The 18,366-nt window shown below is 65.9% G+C and carries 17 protein-coding genes; 9 read left to right on the forward strand and 8 right to left on the reverse strand.

Annotation, left to right across the window (positions count from 1 at the left end):
- Positions 1–67: 67 nt before the first annotated feature.
- From ACX3O0_RS03075 to ACX3O0_RS03105, 7 genes are all read right to left on the reverse strand, one after another.
- Complete coding sequence (locus tag ACX3O0_RS03075; protein WP_459106761.1) at positions 68–727, reverse strand: pyridoxine/pyridoxamine 5'-phosphate oxidase; 660 nt, start codon at positions 725–727, stop codon at positions 68–70.
- On the reverse strand, positions 727–1,323 hold the full coding sequence (locus ACX3O0_RS03080; protein ID WP_459090906.1) for a TetR/AcrR family transcriptional regulator: 597 nt from the start codon (positions 1,321–1,323) through the stop codon (positions 727–729). The genes ACX3O0_RS03075 and ACX3O0_RS03080 overlap by 1 nt, the downstream gene beginning before the upstream one ends.
- Positions 1,323–2,966: a dipeptide ABC transporter ATP-binding protein gene (locus ACX3O0_RS03085; RefSeq protein WP_459106762.1), complete on the reverse strand. Its 1,644-nt coding sequence runs from the start codon at positions 2,964–2,966 to the stop codon at positions 1,323–1,325. Before ACX3O0_RS03085 ends, ACX3O0_RS03080 begins: the two co-directional genes overlap by 1 nt.
- Entirely contained in the window at positions 2,963–3,841 is an 879-nt protein-coding gene (locus tag ACX3O0_RS03090) for an ABC transporter permease (protein WP_459106763.1), read from the reverse strand. Before ACX3O0_RS03090 ends, ACX3O0_RS03085 begins: the two co-directional genes overlap by 4 nt.
- Complete coding sequence (locus ACX3O0_RS03095) at positions 3,838–4,761, reverse strand: ABC transporter permease (RefSeq protein ID WP_459090912.1); 924 nt, start codon at positions 4,759–4,761, stop codon at positions 3,838–3,840. The genes ACX3O0_RS03090 and ACX3O0_RS03095 overlap by 4 nt, the downstream gene beginning before the upstream one ends.
- Before the next feature lies 1 nt (position 4,762).
- On the reverse strand, positions 4,763–6,418 hold the full coding sequence (locus ACX3O0_RS03100) for an ABC transporter substrate-binding protein (RefSeq protein WP_459106764.1): 1,656 nt from the start codon (positions 6,416–6,418) through the stop codon (positions 4,763–4,765).
- Between the two features lie 137 nt (positions 6,419–6,555).
- Positions 6,556–7,155: a biotin transporter BioY gene (locus ACX3O0_RS03105; RefSeq protein ID WP_459090916.1), complete on the reverse strand. Its 600-nt coding sequence runs from the start codon at positions 7,153–7,155 to the stop codon at positions 6,556–6,558.
- Between the two features lie 176 nt (positions 7,156–7,331).
- On the opposite strand from ACX3O0_RS03105, the gene ACX3O0_RS03110 reads away from it, so the two are divergent.
- The 9 genes from ACX3O0_RS03110 (at position 7,332) to ACX3O0_RS03150 (ending at position 17,471) form a co-directional block, all read left to right on the forward strand.
- Positions 7,332–7,682 carry a GntR family transcriptional regulator gene (locus ACX3O0_RS03110; protein WP_459090918.1) on the forward strand — a complete coding sequence of 117 codons (351 nt, stop codon included), beginning with the start codon at positions 7,332–7,334 and terminating at the stop codon, positions 7,680–7,682.
- Positions 7,679–8,692 carry a hypothetical protein gene (locus tag ACX3O0_RS03115; RefSeq protein ID WP_459106765.1) on the forward strand — a complete coding sequence of 338 codons (1,014 nt, stop codon included), beginning with the start codon at positions 7,679–7,681 and terminating at the stop codon, positions 8,690–8,692. The genes ACX3O0_RS03110 and ACX3O0_RS03115 overlap by 4 nt, the downstream gene beginning before the upstream one ends.
- Positions 8,693–8,905: 213 nt before the next feature.
- On the forward strand, positions 8,906–12,238 hold the full coding sequence (ileS, locus tag ACX3O0_RS03120) for an isoleucine--tRNA ligase (RefSeq protein WP_459106766.1): 3,333 nt from the start codon (positions 8,906–8,908) through the stop codon (positions 12,236–12,238).
- Positions 12,239–12,248: 10 nt separating this feature from the next.
- Positions 12,249–13,640 (forward strand): bifunctional folylpolyglutamate synthase/dihydrofolate synthase, encoded by a 1,392-nt coding sequence (locus ACX3O0_RS03125; RefSeq protein ID WP_459106767.1) that lies wholly within the window; start codon positions 12,249–12,251, stop codon positions 13,638–13,640.
- Positions 13,637–14,083 carry a DUF4233 domain-containing protein gene (locus tag ACX3O0_RS03130; protein ID WP_459106768.1) on the forward strand — a complete coding sequence of 149 codons (447 nt, stop codon included), beginning with the start codon at positions 13,637–13,639 and terminating at the stop codon, positions 14,081–14,083. Before ACX3O0_RS03125 ends, ACX3O0_RS03130 begins: the two co-directional genes overlap by 4 nt.
- Positions 14,080–14,502, forward strand: a complete 423-nt coding sequence (ndk, locus tag ACX3O0_RS03135) for a nucleoside-diphosphate kinase (RefSeq protein ID WP_459090928.1) — start codon at positions 14,080–14,082, stop codon at positions 14,500–14,502. Before ACX3O0_RS03130 ends, ndk begins: the two co-directional genes overlap by 4 nt.
- 80 nt (positions 14,503–14,582) lie before the next feature.
- Positions 14,583–15,743: an ArgE/DapE family deacylase gene (locus tag ACX3O0_RS03140; RefSeq protein ID WP_459106769.1), complete on the forward strand. Its 1,161-nt coding sequence runs from the start codon at positions 14,583–14,585 to the stop codon at positions 15,741–15,743.
- Positions 15,740–16,858, forward strand: a complete 1,119-nt coding sequence (locus tag ACX3O0_RS03145) for a pyridoxal-phosphate dependent enzyme (protein WP_459106770.1) — start codon at positions 15,740–15,742, stop codon at positions 16,856–16,858. The genes ACX3O0_RS03140 and ACX3O0_RS03145 overlap by 4 nt, the downstream gene beginning before the upstream one ends.
- Before the next feature lie 19 nt (positions 16,859–16,877).
- Positions 16,878–17,471, forward strand: coding sequence for a DUF2231 domain-containing protein (locus ACX3O0_RS03150; RefSeq protein WP_459090934.1), 594 nt, complete (start codon positions 16,878–16,880; stop codon positions 17,469–17,471).
- An 18-nt stretch (positions 17,472–17,489) separates the two neighbouring features.
- Here the strand turns inward: ACX3O0_RS03150 and ACX3O0_RS03155 are convergent, their stop codons facing one another.
- Entirely contained in the window at positions 17,490–18,323 is an 834-nt protein-coding gene (locus ACX3O0_RS03155) for a vitamin K epoxide reductase family protein (protein WP_459106771.1), read from the reverse strand.
- Positions 18,324–18,366 lie beyond the last annotated feature (43 nt).

Here is an 18,366-nt window from a genome sequence, read left to right on the forward strand (position 1 = left end):
GGACCAAGGATGCCAGGACGGCAAAAAGTATTACGTTCCCTAACGGACTCTCCATGGTGTGGTGCAATCACGGCCAGAGGAGCGTCTTCTCCCACGTTGTATCGCGCCGCTCAAACAGAACCCGAGTGTGATCACGACCGGCGGATGCCTGCCAGAACTCGACGCGGGACGGGTTCAGCGCATACAAGGTCCAGTCGCTGTCGACCGTTTCCGGGTTCCCGGAGAGCTCCCGGAGCGCCGCATCGAGCGCAGCACCATACGCATCCGGGTCAGCCAACGGAGAACTCTGGCGCCCGACGAGCGTCGCAGCCCGAGAACCGATGGGGCGGGCGAGGAAGTCCTGTGCCGACTCCTCCGCAGGCAACTCGCTCACCGCACCAGAAACCCGCACCTGCCTCGCCGTCGCGGGCCAGAAGAACGTCAGCGACGCAACCGGGTTCTCGCGCAAGTCCAAGCCCTTTGGACTGGTGCGGTGAGACGCGAACTGCCACCCTCGCTCGTCGACGTCTTTCAATATGAGAAACCGACCACTCGGCACTGCTGCAGCACGGCTCGTCGACAGGCAAGCGGCATGGGGAGCAAGTTGTCCGGCAGCAGCCGCATTCTCGAGCCAGTCGAGAAACAGGGTGGTGGGGTCCTGGGGCAAGGTCGCTGTGTCGAAAGGCGCGACAGCATCCGGAAATACAGGCAGTTCCCGCAACCAGGTCCGCACGTTCTTCTGGGTCATCACCCCATGCTGTCAAACCCGGCGACCACCGGGGCCAACGCCGCACGAAGATAGGGCTCAACCTCGCCACGACTCGTCCCGGCATCCGCCCACTCCAGACCAGCCGCGATCACCGCACCGAGCGCCGCGTAAGCCGCCGTCTGGGCCAGCAACCGGTCGAACCCTCGTGACACCAGGAAACTGCGAATGACAGCCGACTGCCGGGTGAATCGTGTCAACGCGGACGCCTGCAGCTCGTTGACGCTCCCGATCAACTCGTATTGGGTCAGGGCGAGCGGAACGCGATCGGGGCCGAATTCGCGCCCGAAGCGGATGATCGCATCCAGCACCGCCTGCATCGGCGACCCATCCGTGGCCCCATCAGCGAGGGCATCCGCCAGCCTGCTCAGCGAATCGTCCAGCTCCACCCAGAAAACGTCGCCCTTGGCGGTGAAGTAGTTGAAGAAGGTGTTACGACTCACCCCGGCACGCGTGGTGATCTGCTCAACAGTGGTACCCGCGAAACCGTTCTCCAGGAACAACTCGAGCGCCGCCTCCTGCAGCAACTCCCGCGAAGCCGACTGCGGTCGCCCTCTGGCGGCTGGGACATTGTTCATTACTCGGTCCTTTCGGGCAGACGTGGGGCTGCTTCAACGAGTTGGCGGGTGTAATCGTGGGCAGGGGAGTCGAAGACCTCCGCCGCAACACCGGTCTCGACGATACGGCCATCCCGCATCACCGCCACTGTGTCACTCATGTGCTGAACCACACCCAAATCGTGGGAGATGAACAAGTAGCTGAGACCCAGCTCACGCTGCAGGTCAGTCAACAGGTCGAGCACCTGCGCCTGCACCGAGACATCCAGAGCAGACACCGGCTCATCGCAGACGATGATCCGCGGATTCGCCGCGAGAGCCCGGGCGATCGCCACCCGCTGCCGCTGCCCACCGGACAGGTGCAACGGACGCCTCCAACCCACGGTCGAAGGCAAGCCCACCGCATCCAGCAACTCCCCGACACGCTTCCGCGCACCGGCATCACGGATGCTCCGACCCGAGGTGACCGCGTCAGTCAGTACCTGCTCGACGGTGTGCCGCGGATCGAACGAGCTCAGCGGATCCTGGTAGATCCCACCGAGCAGCGCCCGCCGGCCACGCCGCTCACGCTCCAGAAGCGGAACCCACGGCTCACCCAACAGCGTCACGGCACCGGCATCCGGCTCGGTCAGACCGAGGATCATCCGCGCCACAGTGGTCTTGCCGGAACCCGACTCACCGACCAGGCCGAGAGTCCCACCAGCACGCAACTGCAGCGACACCTGGTCAGCGGCCCGCAACCGACGCCCATGACGCAGCGCGAACTCCTTGGTGAGGTCCGTCGCCTCCAGCACGAGCGACCCAGGCTGCGAGGAGGCCTTCGGCCGAACATCCGCCTCCAATGTCCGCGCCGGCTCGGCAGACAACCGCTCGCCCCGTCGGTGCGCCGACGGCACAGCCGCTATCAGCGCACGCGTGTACGGATGCGTGGGCGAACCGAGCACCTCGGCGGTCTCACCCTGCTCGACAATGCGGCCGTCCTGCATGACCGCGACCCGGTCGGCGACACCACTGACCACAGCGAGATCGTGGCTGATCAGCAACAGTGCCGTACCGGCATCCTTCAACTCCGCCAGCAGGTCGAGAATCTGGGCTTGGATCGTCACATCGAGCGCCGTCGTCGGCTCATCGGCGATCAGCAGCCCCGGATTCAGCGCGATAGCGGATGCGATCAACGCCCGCTGACGGAGCCCGCCAGACAGCTCACCTGAGCGCTGCAGCATCCGCTGCTCCGGCTGCGGCATCCGCACCGACTCCAACAACTCCAGCACCCGCGTCCGCCGCGCTGCCGGCGACAGGGAGGTGTGCAGCCGCAACGAATCGTCGATCTCGCGACCGATCGGCCGCAGCGGATCCAGGGACACCAGCGCATCCTGCAGCACCAACCCGACCTCTTTGCCACGGATGCTGCGGAGCTCGCCTTGCCGAAGCTCAAGGATCGCGTGCTCGCCCACCTGCAACCGGTCGGCGGAGACTCGCGCTCCGGCGCCAGCGAGACCGATCAGAGATCGCGCAGTAACGCTCTTGCCCGAACCGGACTCACCAACCAGCGCCAGGCACTCCCCGGCAGCCAACTCGAACGACAAGCCGTCGACCGCCACCACCTGCCGGGCGGACTGGCCGAACGCCACCCGCAGTTTCTGCACCGAGACAACCGGGTTCACTGCTCCACCTGCCTGGTCCTGGCCTGCAGGCTGCGACCCAGCGAGGTTGCCGCTCCGGCGGCAAGAACGATGAACAACCCAGGGAACACGGTCAGCCACCACGCGTTCGAGATGTAGGTGCGCCCGGCCGAGAGCATCGCACCCCATTCGGCGGCAGGTGGAACCGCGCCCAGTCCGAGATAGCTGAGCGACGACGCCCAGACGATCGCCTGCCCGACCCCCAGCGTTGCCAGAACGAACACCGGTGCCACCGCGTTGGGGAGGATGTGCCGCCGAAGGATGGTGAACCGCGACCTGCCGAGCACAGTCGCCGCCTCGACATAGGGGGCGCCACGGACAGCACGAATCTGGGAGCGGATGATGCGCGCGTAGCCCGGTGCGGCCGAGATGCCGACGGCGATCGTGGAAGTCACGATGCCGGGCCCGACAATGGCGATGAAGATCAGCGCCAGCAGCAGACCGGGCAGCGCGAACAGCACTTCACCGACGCGAGTGACGGTGTAGTCGACCGGCTTCGGCCCCAGCCCGCCCAGAATCCCGAGCACCAGCGCCAGACCGATCCCGATGGCTGTGGCCGCCACCCCGATCAGCAACGACGGTCTCGCGCCGTGGATAGTGCGGGAGAAGACGTCGCGGCCAGACTCGTCAGTGCCGAACCAGTGGGCGGCATTCGGCGCCTGGAACGCCTCCCGCGGGTTGATCGCCAGCGGATCGACCGAGGTGAACAACTCCGGAACGATGGCGGACAGCGCCAGGAAGGCGAGAGCGGCGAGGGAAACCACTTCCCCGACCGTCGGCCGCGAACCAGGCCGAGCCTTCGTCGTCGGTCGGGCTATCGCACCACTCTGTGTCGCCTCCGCATCCGTCAGGCTCATGACGACCTCAGCCTCGGGTCGGCGATGCGGTCCACCGCGTCGGTGGCGATGGTGACCAGCACGAAGGCAAGAGCCGAGACCAGCGCCACCCCGGTGACCATCGGCACATCGCGAATGGTGACCGCGTTCAGCAGGCTGCGACCCAGACCGGGGCGCGCGAACACCGTCTCAACCACGACCGCGCCACTGATGAGCGACCCGAATGCCCAGCCGGACAGCGAGATCGCTGGCAGGGCGGCATGGCGGATGGCGTGCCTCCAGCGAACACCGGTCTCCGACTCGCCGCGGGCCCGTGCGGAGAGCACGAAAGGCGACTCGAGCGCATCCGCCAGCGACTCCCGCATCACCTGGCCGAGGAAGCCGGCGAGCGGGATGGCGAGGGTCAGCACCGGGAGAACCAGGCCGAGCGGCCCGGGCACGCTGATCGGCGGCAGCCAGTGCAACGCCGAACTGAACAACAGGATGAACAGCGACGCCAGCCAGAAGTGCGGCACCGCGGCGGCAACGATCTCCATGCCGGAGCCGACCATGCGGGCCGCCCTGCCGCCGCGGGTCGCCCAGGTGGCCAACACCAGCGCGAGCGCCCAGGCCACGATCAGGGACAAGGCGGTCAGCACCAGCGTGCTCCAGAACAGTTCCCCCAGTAGGGCCGCGACATCGGCTTTCAAGGCGTAGGACGACCCGAGGTCACCGCTGAGCAACCGGAGCATCGACTGCACATACTGGACGAGCAGCGGCTGGTCGAGTCCGTAGTCCCTGCGGACCTTTTCCAGGGCCTCCGGCGAAGCCTGGGAACCCGGGCCGCCGAGGATGGCTTCAGCCGGATCGCCCGGGATCAGCCTCAGGCCGAAGAAGATGAGCGTGGCGACCGCCCACAGCACGAAGGCGCCGCCGAGCACACGGCTGACGACCCACCGCACGTTACCGGCTCAGCCAGACGTCGTAGAAGGTGGGGGTGGACACCGTCGGCATCGCCCGCAAGCCGTTGACTGCATCGCCGACCAGGAAGTGGTTCTGCTGGTCGTAGAGCGGCAGTACGTAATAGCCGCTGAGAATCCGCTGCTGCACCTCCTCGTACAGGCTGGCACGCTCTGCGGGGTCGGAGACCTGGCTGGCCTTGCTGAGGAGGGCGTCCACCTCAGGGTCGCTCAACTGGGAGAGGTTCGCGAAGTATCCGCTCGGTGCCGGCACGATCGAGTCGGAGTGGAACAGGATGCGCAGCACGTCTGGTCCAACCTTGGTATATGGCGCGCTCACCAGGTTGTACTCGTTCACGAAGAGGGCGCCATACCAGCTGGAGAGATCCAGTGGCTTGAGGTTGACCTCGAAGCCGACCGCCTTCACCGTTGCCTGAATCTGTTCGAATAAGGACTGCTCGGCGGGGATCGACTGGTTGGTGCTCACCGGGAAGTCGAGGCTCAGGCGCACGCCGTCCTTGACCCGATAGCCTTCGCTGTCCTTCTCGGTCCAGCCGGCCTCATCGAGAAGCGCATTGGCCTCATCGAGGTTCACGGAGAAGTGTTCCTCGCCAGAAACTCCGAGCGCCTCGACACTGGAGAGCACGGAGTACGAGCGCCCTGCGGTGCCGAAGAACAGGCTATCGATGCCGTCGTTGACGTCGGCGGCACGGATGAATGCTTCGCGAACGCGCACATCGTCGAACGGAGCCTTACCGGAGTTCAGCTCGATGCGGTTGGATGCACCTGGCCTCGGGGCATCCAACTCGGTAATGGTCCCGATCGATTCCGCCGCCGCGATGTTGCTGGGCTGGGCGTTGTCGATGACATCGACCTGCCCGCCCTGCAGAGCGGAATAGCGTGAGGCCGAGTCGGGGATGAAACGCCAGACGATCTCGTCGAGCCAGGCGACACCGTCGTGGGCGGCATCTTCGGGAGGTGAGTTGTAATCCTCATTCCGCACCATGGTGATTGAGTCCTGCTTGGCCCACCCATCGACCACGAACGGCCCGGTGCCGATCGGGCTCTCGCAGTTGGCCTCCATGCCACGCTCCATGCCGGCGGGAGACTGGATTGCCAGCCACGGCATCGACAGGGAGTCGAGCAGCGCGCTGTCTGGTGCACTCAGGTTGAAGCGAACGGTCTGTTCATCGACGGCCTCGGTGGATGCGACCTTCCCGAGGGCCAGATAGCCGGTGGAGGATGCCGTTGCCGGGTCGAGGAGGTGCGCGACGTTGGCCCGCACTGCTTCCGCATTCAGTGGTGTGCCATCGGTGAACGACACGTCGTCGCGGAGCGTGAACTCCCAGCTCAAGCCGTCTTCGGCTGGAGTCCATTCGGTTGCCAGCCAGGGGATGATCTCCCCGTCCGCGTTCTTCGAGACCAGCGATTCCAGGTACTGGGTGGCCACCAGCGCTTGAGGGTAGTTGCCTCCCACATGCGGGTCGAGGCAGGTGGGTTCGGCATCCCCGGTGGCGTACACCAGCGTGCCACCTGCGACCGGTTCGCTCGACGCGGTAGGCGATGCCGAGCATCCGGTCGCCAGCAGTGCGAATGCGGCCAGCCCTGCGGCGGTGGTGATGAGGCGGCGACGGGTGTGGGCAGGCGTGTGCAACGGCATGGAATTCCTTGACGGGTGACGGGAGATTGTTTGACTCAGTCCAATAATGCTACGGGTTTTCTCACCGTCATTGACGCAGATGAAACCAAACGGGCCGCAATCAGCGCGATTGCGACCCGTTTGTTACGAAGAAGTGACTACTTCTTGCGGCTGTCCAGCCAGTTGACGAGCTTCCAGCTTCCCGGGATCAGGGCGGCGGCGATGGCCGCCTTGACGATGCCGCCGATGATGAACGGGTACAGGCCCCAGGCGAGCGTCTGCTCCAGGGTTCCGCCGAGTGCGAGGGACAGTCCCACCAGGCCGAACGCGAAGATGACGACGGTGCCGGCCAGGAACGACAATCCTGCGCCGAGGAACTTCTTGTCCCAGTTGCGCTGGGCAAGCCAGCCGGTCAGTGCTGCGGCGAACACGAAGCCGACGATGTATCCGCCGGTTGAGCCGAAGAGTACGGCGAACCCGGCCTCGCCGTCGCTGAAGATCGGGAGGCCGATCGCACCCAGCACCAGGTACAGGGCCATCGAGGCGGCACCACGGGTCGCACCGAGGCTGCTGCCGACGAGCAGTACGGCGAGCGTCTGCATGGTGATCGGCACTGGCCAGAGCGGGATGGCGAGCTGGGCGGCACCCGCGGTCAAGGCGGCGCCCGCGGCGACCAGGACGACATCGGTGGCCAGGCTGCGCGAGATCACGCGATCGGCGAGGGTGGGGCGAGAAAGCGTTACAGCGAGGGTCGACACGCGACTCTCCTTTCAGCGTTCGGCGAATGCTTCAGATTGTGGGGATGAATTCATAGTAGAGGCGCGCTCCGGGGTGGTTGGGAGGAAATCAAACAAACTATGGCCGATTCTTTGTAGTGAGCGGATGCTCGCAACACAAGTTGATCTATTAGCACTAGAACAACTATGCTTGGTTCATGCTCATTCGCGTCGATGCCTCCTCGGCGGTTCCGCTGTTCGACCAGCTTGCCGCCAGCATCCGCGCCTCCGCCATCACCGGACGGGTGGCGGCCGGTGAAAGGCTCCCCAGCGCCCGCGAACTCGCCGAATCCCTCGACGTGAACGTGCATACGGTACTGCGCGCCTACCAATTGCTGCGTGACGAGGGGCTCATCGAATTGCGCCGCGGCAGGGGCGCCATCGTCACTGACCGGGCCGCCGACTACGCCGACCTCAGTGGCGCCATTCGCACGGTCGTCGACGAGGCGCGGAAACTCGACGTATCGCCGACCACCCTGACTGCCCTGATCCGAGAGGCCTACCAATGACCACCACCCCTGCCGATCAGCAGCGGCGAACGCGACGGCTGGCTCTCCTGGTCGGCGGCGCATTGCCCCTGATGATCGCCGTCGTCACAACCGTGTTGATGATCGGCTGGCTGCCGGAACTGCCCGACCCGATCGCGGTGCACTGGAGCGGCGCGGGGCCGGACGGTTTCGGCCCGGCATGGCCGATGGTGCTGCTTCCTGGTGGCTTGACCCTGCTGTACTCGGCGTTTGCGGTCGGAGCAGCCTGGAAGACACTGGAGAGCGGACTCCTGACCTGGAATCAGAAGTTCGTGCTGGCGACCGGACTGTGGCTCAGCGCGCTGCTCAGCATCGGAATCGGCGGATCCATCGAGGCGCAGCGTGGACTGGACGACGCAAGGGAGGCCGCCGACATCGGATGGCTGATGCTCGCCGGGGCGTTGGCCGGCCTCGTGCTGGCCGTCGGGGCGTGGTTCATCCTGCCGAAGACGGGCCGTGTCGACATTCCGGCCGACGAACCGGAGCCGCTGACCCTGGCGCCCGGTGAGCGTGTCAGTTGGTCCCGCAGCGTGCGGTTGTCCCGTCGCGTGATCATCTTCGTCTCAGGCATCGTGTTGATCACTGTTGCGACGGCGGTGTTCACGGCGGTGGCCGCGCCCCAGGCACTGGGGTTTGCCCTCGCCTCATTGATCGTGGTGACCCTGCTCACGCTGATGACCAGTTGGTGGACGGTGACGGCAGACCGCCGCGGCCTCCGCGTGGTGAGTGTTTTCGGCTGGCCGCGCATGGTCATCCCGCTGAGCGAGATCGCCGAGGTCAACGCGGTCCAGGTGAGTCCGACGGCTGAATTCGGTGGATGGGGCTGGCGGTTGGACGGCGCCGGGCGAACCGGGATCATCATGCGGACCGGTTCCGCGGTACAGGTGACGCGGGCGTCCGGAAAGAAGTTCGTGGTCACCGTCGATGATGCCGACACCGCGGCATCCGTTCTCGCAGCGTTGATCGGCTCGCGAACCGATCGGCTAAAGTAGGCGGATAGGCATCGATCCGGCCATCACCGGGGAGCCTTCGGAAGAACAGCTGCCAACCTCAGGGGAGCAACCCAGTAGAACCGAACGGGTCTGGCCCGTCACAGCCAAAGAACAAGCGGTCAGGCGGTGACGCCTGGCAAGCGGGGTGGTACCGCGATGGATGGGAAGCTCATTCACCGCCCTCGTGCAGACGAAGTTCCTGCCAGGAGTGACATGACCTACCCGCGAACCGCACCGGATGCCCGTGACGGCGCTCCGAAGCCGCTGAGCCCGAGCCCGCGCTTCCCCGACATCGAGACCGGCGTCCTCGCCTTCTGGAAGCAGGACGACACCTTCCGCGCCTCCGTCGACCAGCGAGACGGATGCGAGGAGTGGGTCTTCTACGACGGCCCGCCGTTCGCGAACGGCCTTCCCCACTACGGGCACCTGCTCACCGGCTACGCCAAGGACCTGTTCCCGCGGTTCCAGACCATGCGCGGCAAGCAGGTGCACCGTCGTTTCGGCTGGGACACCCACGGGTTGCCGGCAGAACTCGAGGCCATGCGCCAACTCGGTATCACCGAGAAGAGCGAGATCGAGAAGATGGGCATCGCCGCCTTCAACAAGTCGGCGCGCGAATCGGTGCTCAGGTACACCGATGACTGGCAGGCGTATGTGACCCGGCAGGCGCGCTGGGTCGACTTCGAGAACGACTACAAGACCCTCGACCCCGGTTTCATGGAGTCGGTGCTGTGGGCTTTCAAGACGCTGCACAACAAGAATCTCGCCTACGAGGGTTTCCGCGTGCTTCCGTATTGCTGGAACGATGAGACCCCGCTGTCGAACCACGAGCTGCGCATGGACGACGACGTCTACAAGATGCGCCAGGACCAGACCGTGACGGTCACCTTCCCGCTGGTCGGGCCGAAAGCCGAGGCGCTGGGGCTGACTGCTGTCCGCGCGCTCGCCTGGACGACCACCCCGTGGACCCTGCCGACGAACATGGCCCTCGCTGTCGGACCGCAGATCGAGTATGCGGTTGTTCCGGCCGGACCGCTGGGCGCCGGCGATGGGGCCGCGGATGGCGTGGCCGACTACCTGCTGGCGGCCGACACGGTCGCGGCGTACCACAAGGATCTCGGTTACGAGTCGGCTGCGGCAGCGACGGATGCCGTGACGCGCACGATCCGGGGCGAGGAGCTCGACGGCGTGCGTTACGACCGCCTCTGGGACTTCTATGCGGATGCCGACACTTACGGCACCGAGAACGCCTGGCAGATCCTGGTCGCCGACTATGTCGCTACCGGTGAGGGCACAGGCATCGTTCACCAGGCACCGGCCTTCGGTGAGGATGACCAGATCGTCACCGGCCTTGCCGGCATCCCGGTACTCATTTCCGTGGATGAGGGCGGCAAGTTCCTGCCCATCATCGAGCCGGTCGCCGGTCTTCAGGTGTTCGACGCGAACAAGCCCCTGACCCAGCTACTTCGTGCCGACGGACGGCTCTTGCGCGTGGCCAGCTACGAGCACAGCTATCCGCATTGCTGGCGCTGCCGCAACCCGCTGATCTACAAGGCGGTGTCGAGCTGGTTCATCAAGGTGCCCGAGTTCCGAGACCGCATGGGCGAGCTGAACGAGCAGATCACCTGGGTTCCGGAGAACGTCAAGCACGGCCAGTTCGGCAAGTGGGTGGCCGGCGCGCGCGACTGGTCGATCTCCCGCAACCGCTACTGGGGTTCCCCGATCCCGGTCTGGAAGAGCGACAATCCCGACTTTCCGCGCATCGACGTCTACGGTTCCCTCGCCGAACTGGAGGCCGACTTCGGCCGGTTGCCGCAGAACGAGGCAGGCGAGACCGACCTGCACCGTCCGTACATCGACGAATTGACTCGGCCCAACCCCGACGACCCGACCGGCCAGTCGACGATGCGCCGCATCGAGGACGTGCTGGATGTCTGGTTCGACTCCGGCTCGATGCCGTACGCCCAGGTGCACTACCCGTTCGAGAACGCGGAGTGGTTCGACAACCACAGTCCGGCCGACTTCATCGTCGAGTACATCGGCCAGACCCGCGGCTGGTTCTACACGATGCACGTGCTGTCGACCGCGCTGTTCGACCGCCCGGCTTTCAGCAGCGTTCTCAGTCACGGCATCGTGCTGGGCAGCGACGGCCAGAAGATGTCGAAGTCACTGCGCAACTATCCGGATGTCTCCGAGGTCTTCGACCGGGACGGCGCGGATGCGATGCGCTGGTTCCTGATGTCGTCATCCGTCATCCGCGGCGGCAACCTGGTGGTCACTGAGGAGGGCATCCGCGAAGGTGTACGCCAGTTCCTGCTGCCGCTGTGGAGCAGCTACTACTTCTTCACGCTGTATGCGAACGCTTCGACTGGAACCGGCTACGAGGCCGTTTGGCGCACCGACTCGACGCACGTGCTCGACCGCTACCTCCTGGCCAAGACCCGCCAGCTGATCGGCGATGTCACGAGCGACCTGGAAGCCCTCGACTCCCCGATGGCGGCCGCCAAGCTCCGCGACTTCGCGGATGTTCTCACCAATTGGTACGTGCGCCGCAGCCGCGACCGGTTCTGGGCGGGCGACGACGGCTCAGCCGGCTGGCGTGACGCCTTCGACACCCTCTTCACCGTGCTGGAGACGGTCACGCGGGTCGCAGCCCCGTTGATCCCGCTCGTGTCCGAGGAGGTCTGGAAGGGCCTCACCGGCGGGCGCAGCGTTCACCTGCAGGATTGGCCCGACGCGGAGCTTTTCCCCGATGACGACTCGCTCGCCGAGACGATGGACCGGGTGCGCGAGATCGCATCCGCCGGACTCGCACTTCGCAAGTCGACCGGACTTCGCGTTCGCCTCCCGCTTGCCAGGCTCACCGTGGTCAGCGACGACGGCGACCGGCTGCAGGAATTCTCAGACATCCTCGGCGACGAACTGAATGTGAAGCAGGTCGAATTCACGCCGTTGGTGGAGGACAGCCTCACCAGGTTCGGCATCGTGCGCAAGCTCTCGGTGAACGCCCGCGCGGCGGGGCCGCGCATCGGCAAGGCCGTGCAGCAGGTGATCAAGGCCGCCAGGGAGGGTTTCTGGGAGCAGACCGGAGACACGATCACGGTCGACGGGATCGAACTGCTGCCGGCGGAGTTCGACCTCGAGCTCACTGCGGGCGATGACTCGAGTGCGATCACCTTCCTGCCCGGTGGTGGCTTCGTGCTTCTGGACACCGAGACGACGGCTGAGCTCGAAGCCGAGGGCCTCGCCCGCGACCTGGTGCGCGCCGTGCAGGAGACCAGGCGTTCGGCCGGGTACCAGGTGAGCGACCGCATCCGGTTGTCCCTGGTGTTCGAGCTGGGGGCGGATGCGACCGCTGTCGCCGGTTTCCAGACCCTCCTTGCAGATGAGACGCTGGCGACCGAGGTGACTGTCACGTCCGGAGTCCCGCCAGAGCTGACCGTTCCGGTCGGCGGTTTCCGCTCGCAGGTTGCGGCCGGTCAATACGCGAATTCAGGTGGGGTCACCATTGACGTGGCCGTGGTAGGAGCAGCCAGCAATGTCTAAGGAGCCAGGAATGTCTAAGAAGCCGCTGACTGACGACCCGGAGCTGGGTGACGACGCCCTGTTCCAGGGGGAAGCGGATGCCGTCTACGCCGAGCTCCTGAGGCGCGTGGGTGAGGCCAATCCCCGTCCCCGACTGGACGCCACTCGACGGGCCGTCGAACTGCTCGGCGACCCGCAGCGCGCGTACCCGATCATCCACGTGACCGGAACGAACGGCAAGACCAGCACCAGCCGCATCACCGAGAGCCTCCTGCGTGCCCACGGGCTGCGCACCGGTCTGCTGACGAGCCCGCACCTGGTGCGGGTGAACGAGCGCATCATGATCGACGGGGAGCCGATCAGCAACGAGGCGTTCGTCGCGAACTGGCGTGACATCGAACCGTACCTGACCATGGTCGACGCTGAGCTGGAGAAGGAGGGCGAACTCCCGCTCACCTTCTTCGAGGCGTTCACCGTGCTCGGTTTCGCCAGTTTCGCCGACGCCCCGGTCGATGTCGCGGTCATCGAGGTCGGCATGGGCGGTGAGTGGGATTCCACCAACGTGGGTGACGGCCAGGTTGCCGTGTTCGCCCCGATCGCGCTGGACCATGTGGCGCGTCTGGGTTCTACGATCACCGAGATCGCCCGCACCAAGGCGGGCATCATCAAGCCGGATGCGATCGTGGTCAGCGCTGAGCAGTCAGCGGACGCCCTCTCAGAGCTCTCTCGTGCGGCGGAGAAGAACAACGCGACAATGTCGGTGCAGCAGCGGGAGTTCTCTTTGGTGAGCAGCTCGGTCGCCGTCGGCGGGCAGTTGATCACCGTGAAGGGCCGCGCCGCAACCTATCCGGACCTGTTCCTCCCGTTGTTCGGGCATCACCAGGCCCAGAACGCCGCAGTCGCGATCGCCGCCGTCGAGTCTTTCCTCGGCGATGGAAGCCAGCCCATCTCGCAGGACGTCGTCGCAGAGGGATTCGCAACGGTGACATCCCCGGGCCGCCTCCAGCTGATTGGGATCGAGCCGAGCGTCATCGTGGATGCCGCCCACAACCCCCACGGCGCGAAAGCGGTCGCCGAGGCAATGGGCGAATACTTCACCTTCGAGGAGATCGCCATCGTTCTGGGCGTGCTCGAAGACAAGGACACCGAGCACATCATCCAGGCTCTCGCCCCGTTGACCAGCCGGTTCCACGTGACCACGTCGAGCTCCGAACGCGCGATCTCGCCCGACGATCTCGCCTACCAGGTTCGGGACATTGCCGGGGCGGATGCCACCTACGAGTTCGATACCCTCGAAGAGGCCGTCGACGAGGCTCGTCGCTGGGCGGGGGAGACGACCACCCGAGCGGTGCTGGTCACCGGTTCGATCACTCTCGTCGGCGAAACCATGGCGTTGGCCGCCAGGCAGGGATGGATGCGATGAGTGCGGCATCGGGAGCGAAGCCCCGCCGGAGGCGCTCTGCCACCCAGAGCCTGCTCTCCATCGTCCTGGCGCTGGACGCCGTGTTGGTGTTCTTCGTCATGATGACCGCTTTCGGTCTTCACCTGCATCCGCCCGGCATTGTCTTCAGTGTGGGCATCGGCCTCATCGTCGTCCTCGCGGCAGCCAGCCGAGTGATGGACAAGCCCTGGGGCGTCTGGATCGGCCACGCGCTCCAGCTGGTGCTCATTGCGTTCGGCTTCGTGCTCCCGGCCATGTTCTTCGTCGGTGCACTGTTCGCCGGCCTATGGATCTACTGCTTCTACGCCGGTCGGCGCCTGGACCGTCGCAACGCCGCCGATTCTGACAACCCTGCTTCTGACAACCCTGCTTCCAGCACCCCCGATTCCAGCAAGTCCAACCCCCAGACCAAGGAGAACCCATGACCGCCACCGTCGAAGAAACACTCGTCCTGATCAAGCCGGACGGTGTTGCACGCAACCTGACCGGGGAGATCCTGCGCCGCATCGAGGCGAAGGGCTACTCGCTGGTCGACCTGAAGATGGTGACCGCCGATCGCGACCTACTGGCCGCTCACTATGAGGAGCACCAGGGCAAGCCCTTCTACGAGCCGCTGGTCGAGTTCATGGAGTCCGGCCCGATCGTCGCCGCCCGGGTGGTCGGCAACAGTGTGATCGACGGTTTCCGGTCCTTGGCCGGCACCACAGACCCCACCACGGCTGCGCCGGGCACCATCCGCGGTGACCTTGGTCGCGACTGGGGCCTGCGCGTGCAGCAGAACCTGGTGCACGGCTCCGACTCACCGGAGTCGGCTCAGCGCGAATTGGCCCTCTGGTTCGGCTGAGCTGCGCATCACGGCGAGTCGCGTGAGACGAGCGACTTCACGCTGAGTTGCGTGCCATGGTGGGAGCCGGGAGGACATTCGTGAACGAAGGCACACCGAGCTCTGGGCTTCTGGCGGAACTCATCGCCATCGATTCGAGCAATCCCGACCTGGTTCCGGGCGCTGCGGGGGAGTCGGCAATCGCAGACCACGTCGGCGATTGGCTCGGGGCGCGCGGTTTCGAGATCCATCGGCTGGAAGAGCGCCCTGGCCGCCCGTCAATCGTCGCGATCGCGGCAGGCACGGGCGGTGGCCGGAGCCTCATGCTGAATGGGCATCTCGACACCGTGACCCTTGCCGGGTATGACGGCGACCCGCTGGAGCCGGTGATTCGCGATGGCAGCATGTTCGGCCGCGGCGCCTTCGACATGAAAGGCGGCATGGCCGCGATGATGGTGGCCGCCGCTGATGCCGCGGCCCGACCGCACGCCGGCGACATTATTCTCGCCCTCGTCGCAGACGAAGAATACGGCAGTGCAGGCACCGAGGAGGTGCTGCGATCATTCACCGCGGACGCCGCCATCGTCACCGAGCCGAGCCACCTCGAGGTCACGCTCGCCCACCGGGGATTCGCCTGGTTCGACGTGACCATCGAAGGGGTGGCGGCGCACGGCTCCCGTCCCGACCTCGGCGTGGACGCGATCGCGAAGGCCGGCTACCTGCTGGTCGAGATCGACAAGTGGGCTGATTCCCTGGCGGCCGGCCCCGCGCATCCGGTGCTCGGGCCTGGCAGTGTGCATGCCTCGATGATTACGGGCGGGGAGGAACTCTCGAGCTACCCGGCACGCTGCACGGTATCCATCGAACGCCGGACGGTCCCGGGCGAGAACGCCGACACGGTGGAGGCAGAACTGAGGCGGATGCTCGAAGGCATCCGGGCGGTGCAACCCGAGTTCCGGTACGCCATTTCTCGCGGCATTGAACGGCATCCGTTCCAGGCGGATGAGTCCGAAGCCATTGTGCAGGCGACATTGGCGGCCGTCGAGTCAGTGACGGGTCTCCCCGCCGTTCGGCGCGGCGAGCCTTTTTGGACCGACTGCGCGCTGCTCGCCGAGGCGGGCATCCCGTGCCTGTTGTTCGGCGTCGATGGCGGTGGAGCGCACGCCGCAACGGAATGGGTGACCCTGCGCTCCCTCGAAACCGTCACCCAGGTACTGACCGACGTCATCACCGACTACTGCGGAGGAGTTCAAGCATCATGACCGAGGAGTTCTATTCGAATCCGGATGCGCGCGATTGGCGCACCGAGCCCGTCCCGAGCGCCATCCAGGAGTTTCACCGCAGCCTGCCCGGGTACCGGCCGAGCCCGCTCACCGAGGTGCCTTCGCTGGCAGCCGAACTTGGCGTCGGGCGGGTTTTCGTGAAGGACGAGTCGTCGCGGTTCGGGTTGCCGGCATTCAAGATGGTTGGTGCGTCGTACGCGGTCTCCCGTATCCTCTCGGCGCGAGTCGGGTCGCCTGACGTGGCGCTCGGCTTCGACGAGTTGCGTGCCAGGTTGGCCGGCGAAGACCCGGTGACACTGGTCGCCGCCACCGACGGAAACCATGGCCGCGCGGTCGCCCACATGGCGCGCCTGCTTGGTCTGCCCTCCCGCATCTTCGTCTCCGCCTACCTGTCAAAGGACGCATGGTCCGCCATCGAGTCCGAGGGCGCACACGTGGTCGGAGTGGATGCGGAGTACGACCAGGTGGTCGAGGCTGCGCGAGCCTGGGTTGCCGAGGCCGGTGCTCGAGCGCTGCACATTCAGGACACCGCCTGGCCCGGCTACACGGAAATACCGCAGTTGATCGTCGACGGCTACTCGACGATTTTCGTCGAAGCCGACGCGCAACTCCGGGAAGCGGGAATCGAGACCGCCGACCTGGTCGCCATCCCGGTCGGGGTGGGATCGCTGGCCGAGGCGGGCATCCGCCACTACCGTGAATCGCCCGAGGCGCCGGCCGTGCTGAGCGTGGAGCCGGTGAACGCGCCATCCGTCATCGTCTCGCTGAAGAACCAGGCGCTGACCACCGTCCCGACCTCGTACACGATCATGGCCGGACTGAACTGCGGCACCCCGTCGACGAATTCGTGGCCTTACCTGGAGAAGGGGCTGGATGCTGCGGTCACCGTCTCCGAGGACGCGACCCGCCAGGCGGTACATGACTTGAAAGCCCTCGGCGTGGATGCCGGACCGTGCGGCGCATCGTCGCTGGCCGGCGTTCGCACTGTCGCATCGGACCCGGCGCGCCGCAGCGCCGTCGCGATGGGGGAGCGCGCCGTCATCGTGCTGCTCAGCACCGAGAGCCGGGCGGCCAACCCCACCGCGGGCGCCTGACGCCAGAGAGCCGCCCACCGTGGCCGGAACCCGGCGAGCGGACTATGTTGCCCATGAGAGCGGCCCCGTCGCATCCGTCGGGCCGACCGATGAACTCGGAGGCATTGTGGACAAGCACACACCGCTTCAGGCGGCCAAACACCCGCGCACCCCGCTGGCCGGCCCGTACGGGCATCCGTTCCACCCGATTCTCGTCACCATTCCGATCGGAACGTGGGTGGCCAGCATCATTTTCGACATCCTGGGCGGCGTCAGCGACGATCCGACCGTCTTCGTCACCGGGGCACAGGCGCTGATCGCCATCGGCATCATCGGTGCGCTTCTCGCGGCGATCTTCGGGTTCCTGGACTTCCTGATGATCGCGGCCGGCACCAAGGCCAAGGCGACGGCGGTCACGCACATGTCGCTCAACCTCGGCGTGGTCGGGCTGTTCATCATCAACTATTTCGTGCGCGCTGGAGCGGAGCACGATGAGGTGAACGTGCTGGGTGTGGTGCTCAGCATCATCGGCCTTGCCGTGCTGGGCATGTCGGGCTGGCTCGGCGGCAAGCTGGTTTTCCACTACGGAGTTCGGGTGGCCGACGAGCAGACCCAGCAGGAGGGCTTCCGCTGATCGCCTGGCCGGTCGGCGTCACAGGTACGACAGCACGTCCAGTCGCAACTGCGCGATGACCGCGACGGCCAGGTAGCTTGCGACGGTGATCAACGGAACCCAGCCGTAGGCGCGCCCGATGACGCGCTTGGCCGCGGTTCCGAAATGCCCGTCCCTGGCGCCGCGCAAGGTGACCGCCCAGAACAGCGGAATCGTGACCGCCCAGGTGGCCATGCACCATGGGCAGAGCGTGCCCAACACGAAAACGCTCTGGCCGATGAACCACACCACGAAAACCATGGTGCAGACAACGCCGGCGGTGAAGGCGATCCAGAACCACCGAGCCAGGCGGATGCCGGCGAGCAGGAGGCATCCGACGGTGAAGACGGCAGCCCAGCTGGCAATACCGAGCAACGGGTTCGGGAACCCGAACACGGAACCCTGCCAGGAATCGAGGTTCGTGCCGCACTGCACCAGCAGGCTGACGTTGCAGCTCAGATCCGCGCTCGGCTCCAGGAGAAGTTGCACCTTGTCCGCAGCCAGCGCGAACGCGGCGTACCACCCGATCGCACCGAGCACGAGCAGCCACAAACCGAGCGAAGTGTCCCGTCGGACCGCCTGGGTCCGAGGTGAGCGTCCGCGTGCCAGGATGGCCGTCGCCAGCACGAGGGTCACCACGCCGAAGGAGAGGGTGAACACGCCGATGGGAGCACCCAGGACGGGCGAAAACTCGTCAGTTGTGGGCAGTGTCGCGTAGTCCCGAACCGTCTGCAGAAAGCCGACCAGCGCACCCAGCGCTCCCAGTACGACCAGCGTGACGGTCACACCGACAAACCGCGCCAGGTTTGCACGCTGGCTTGTTCCCTGGGACATGCTCGGATTATTGCACGCGTCAAATGCGGTTCTCCGGCGAATG

The sequence above is a fragment of the Homoserinimonas sp. A447 genome (assembly GCF_054489325.1).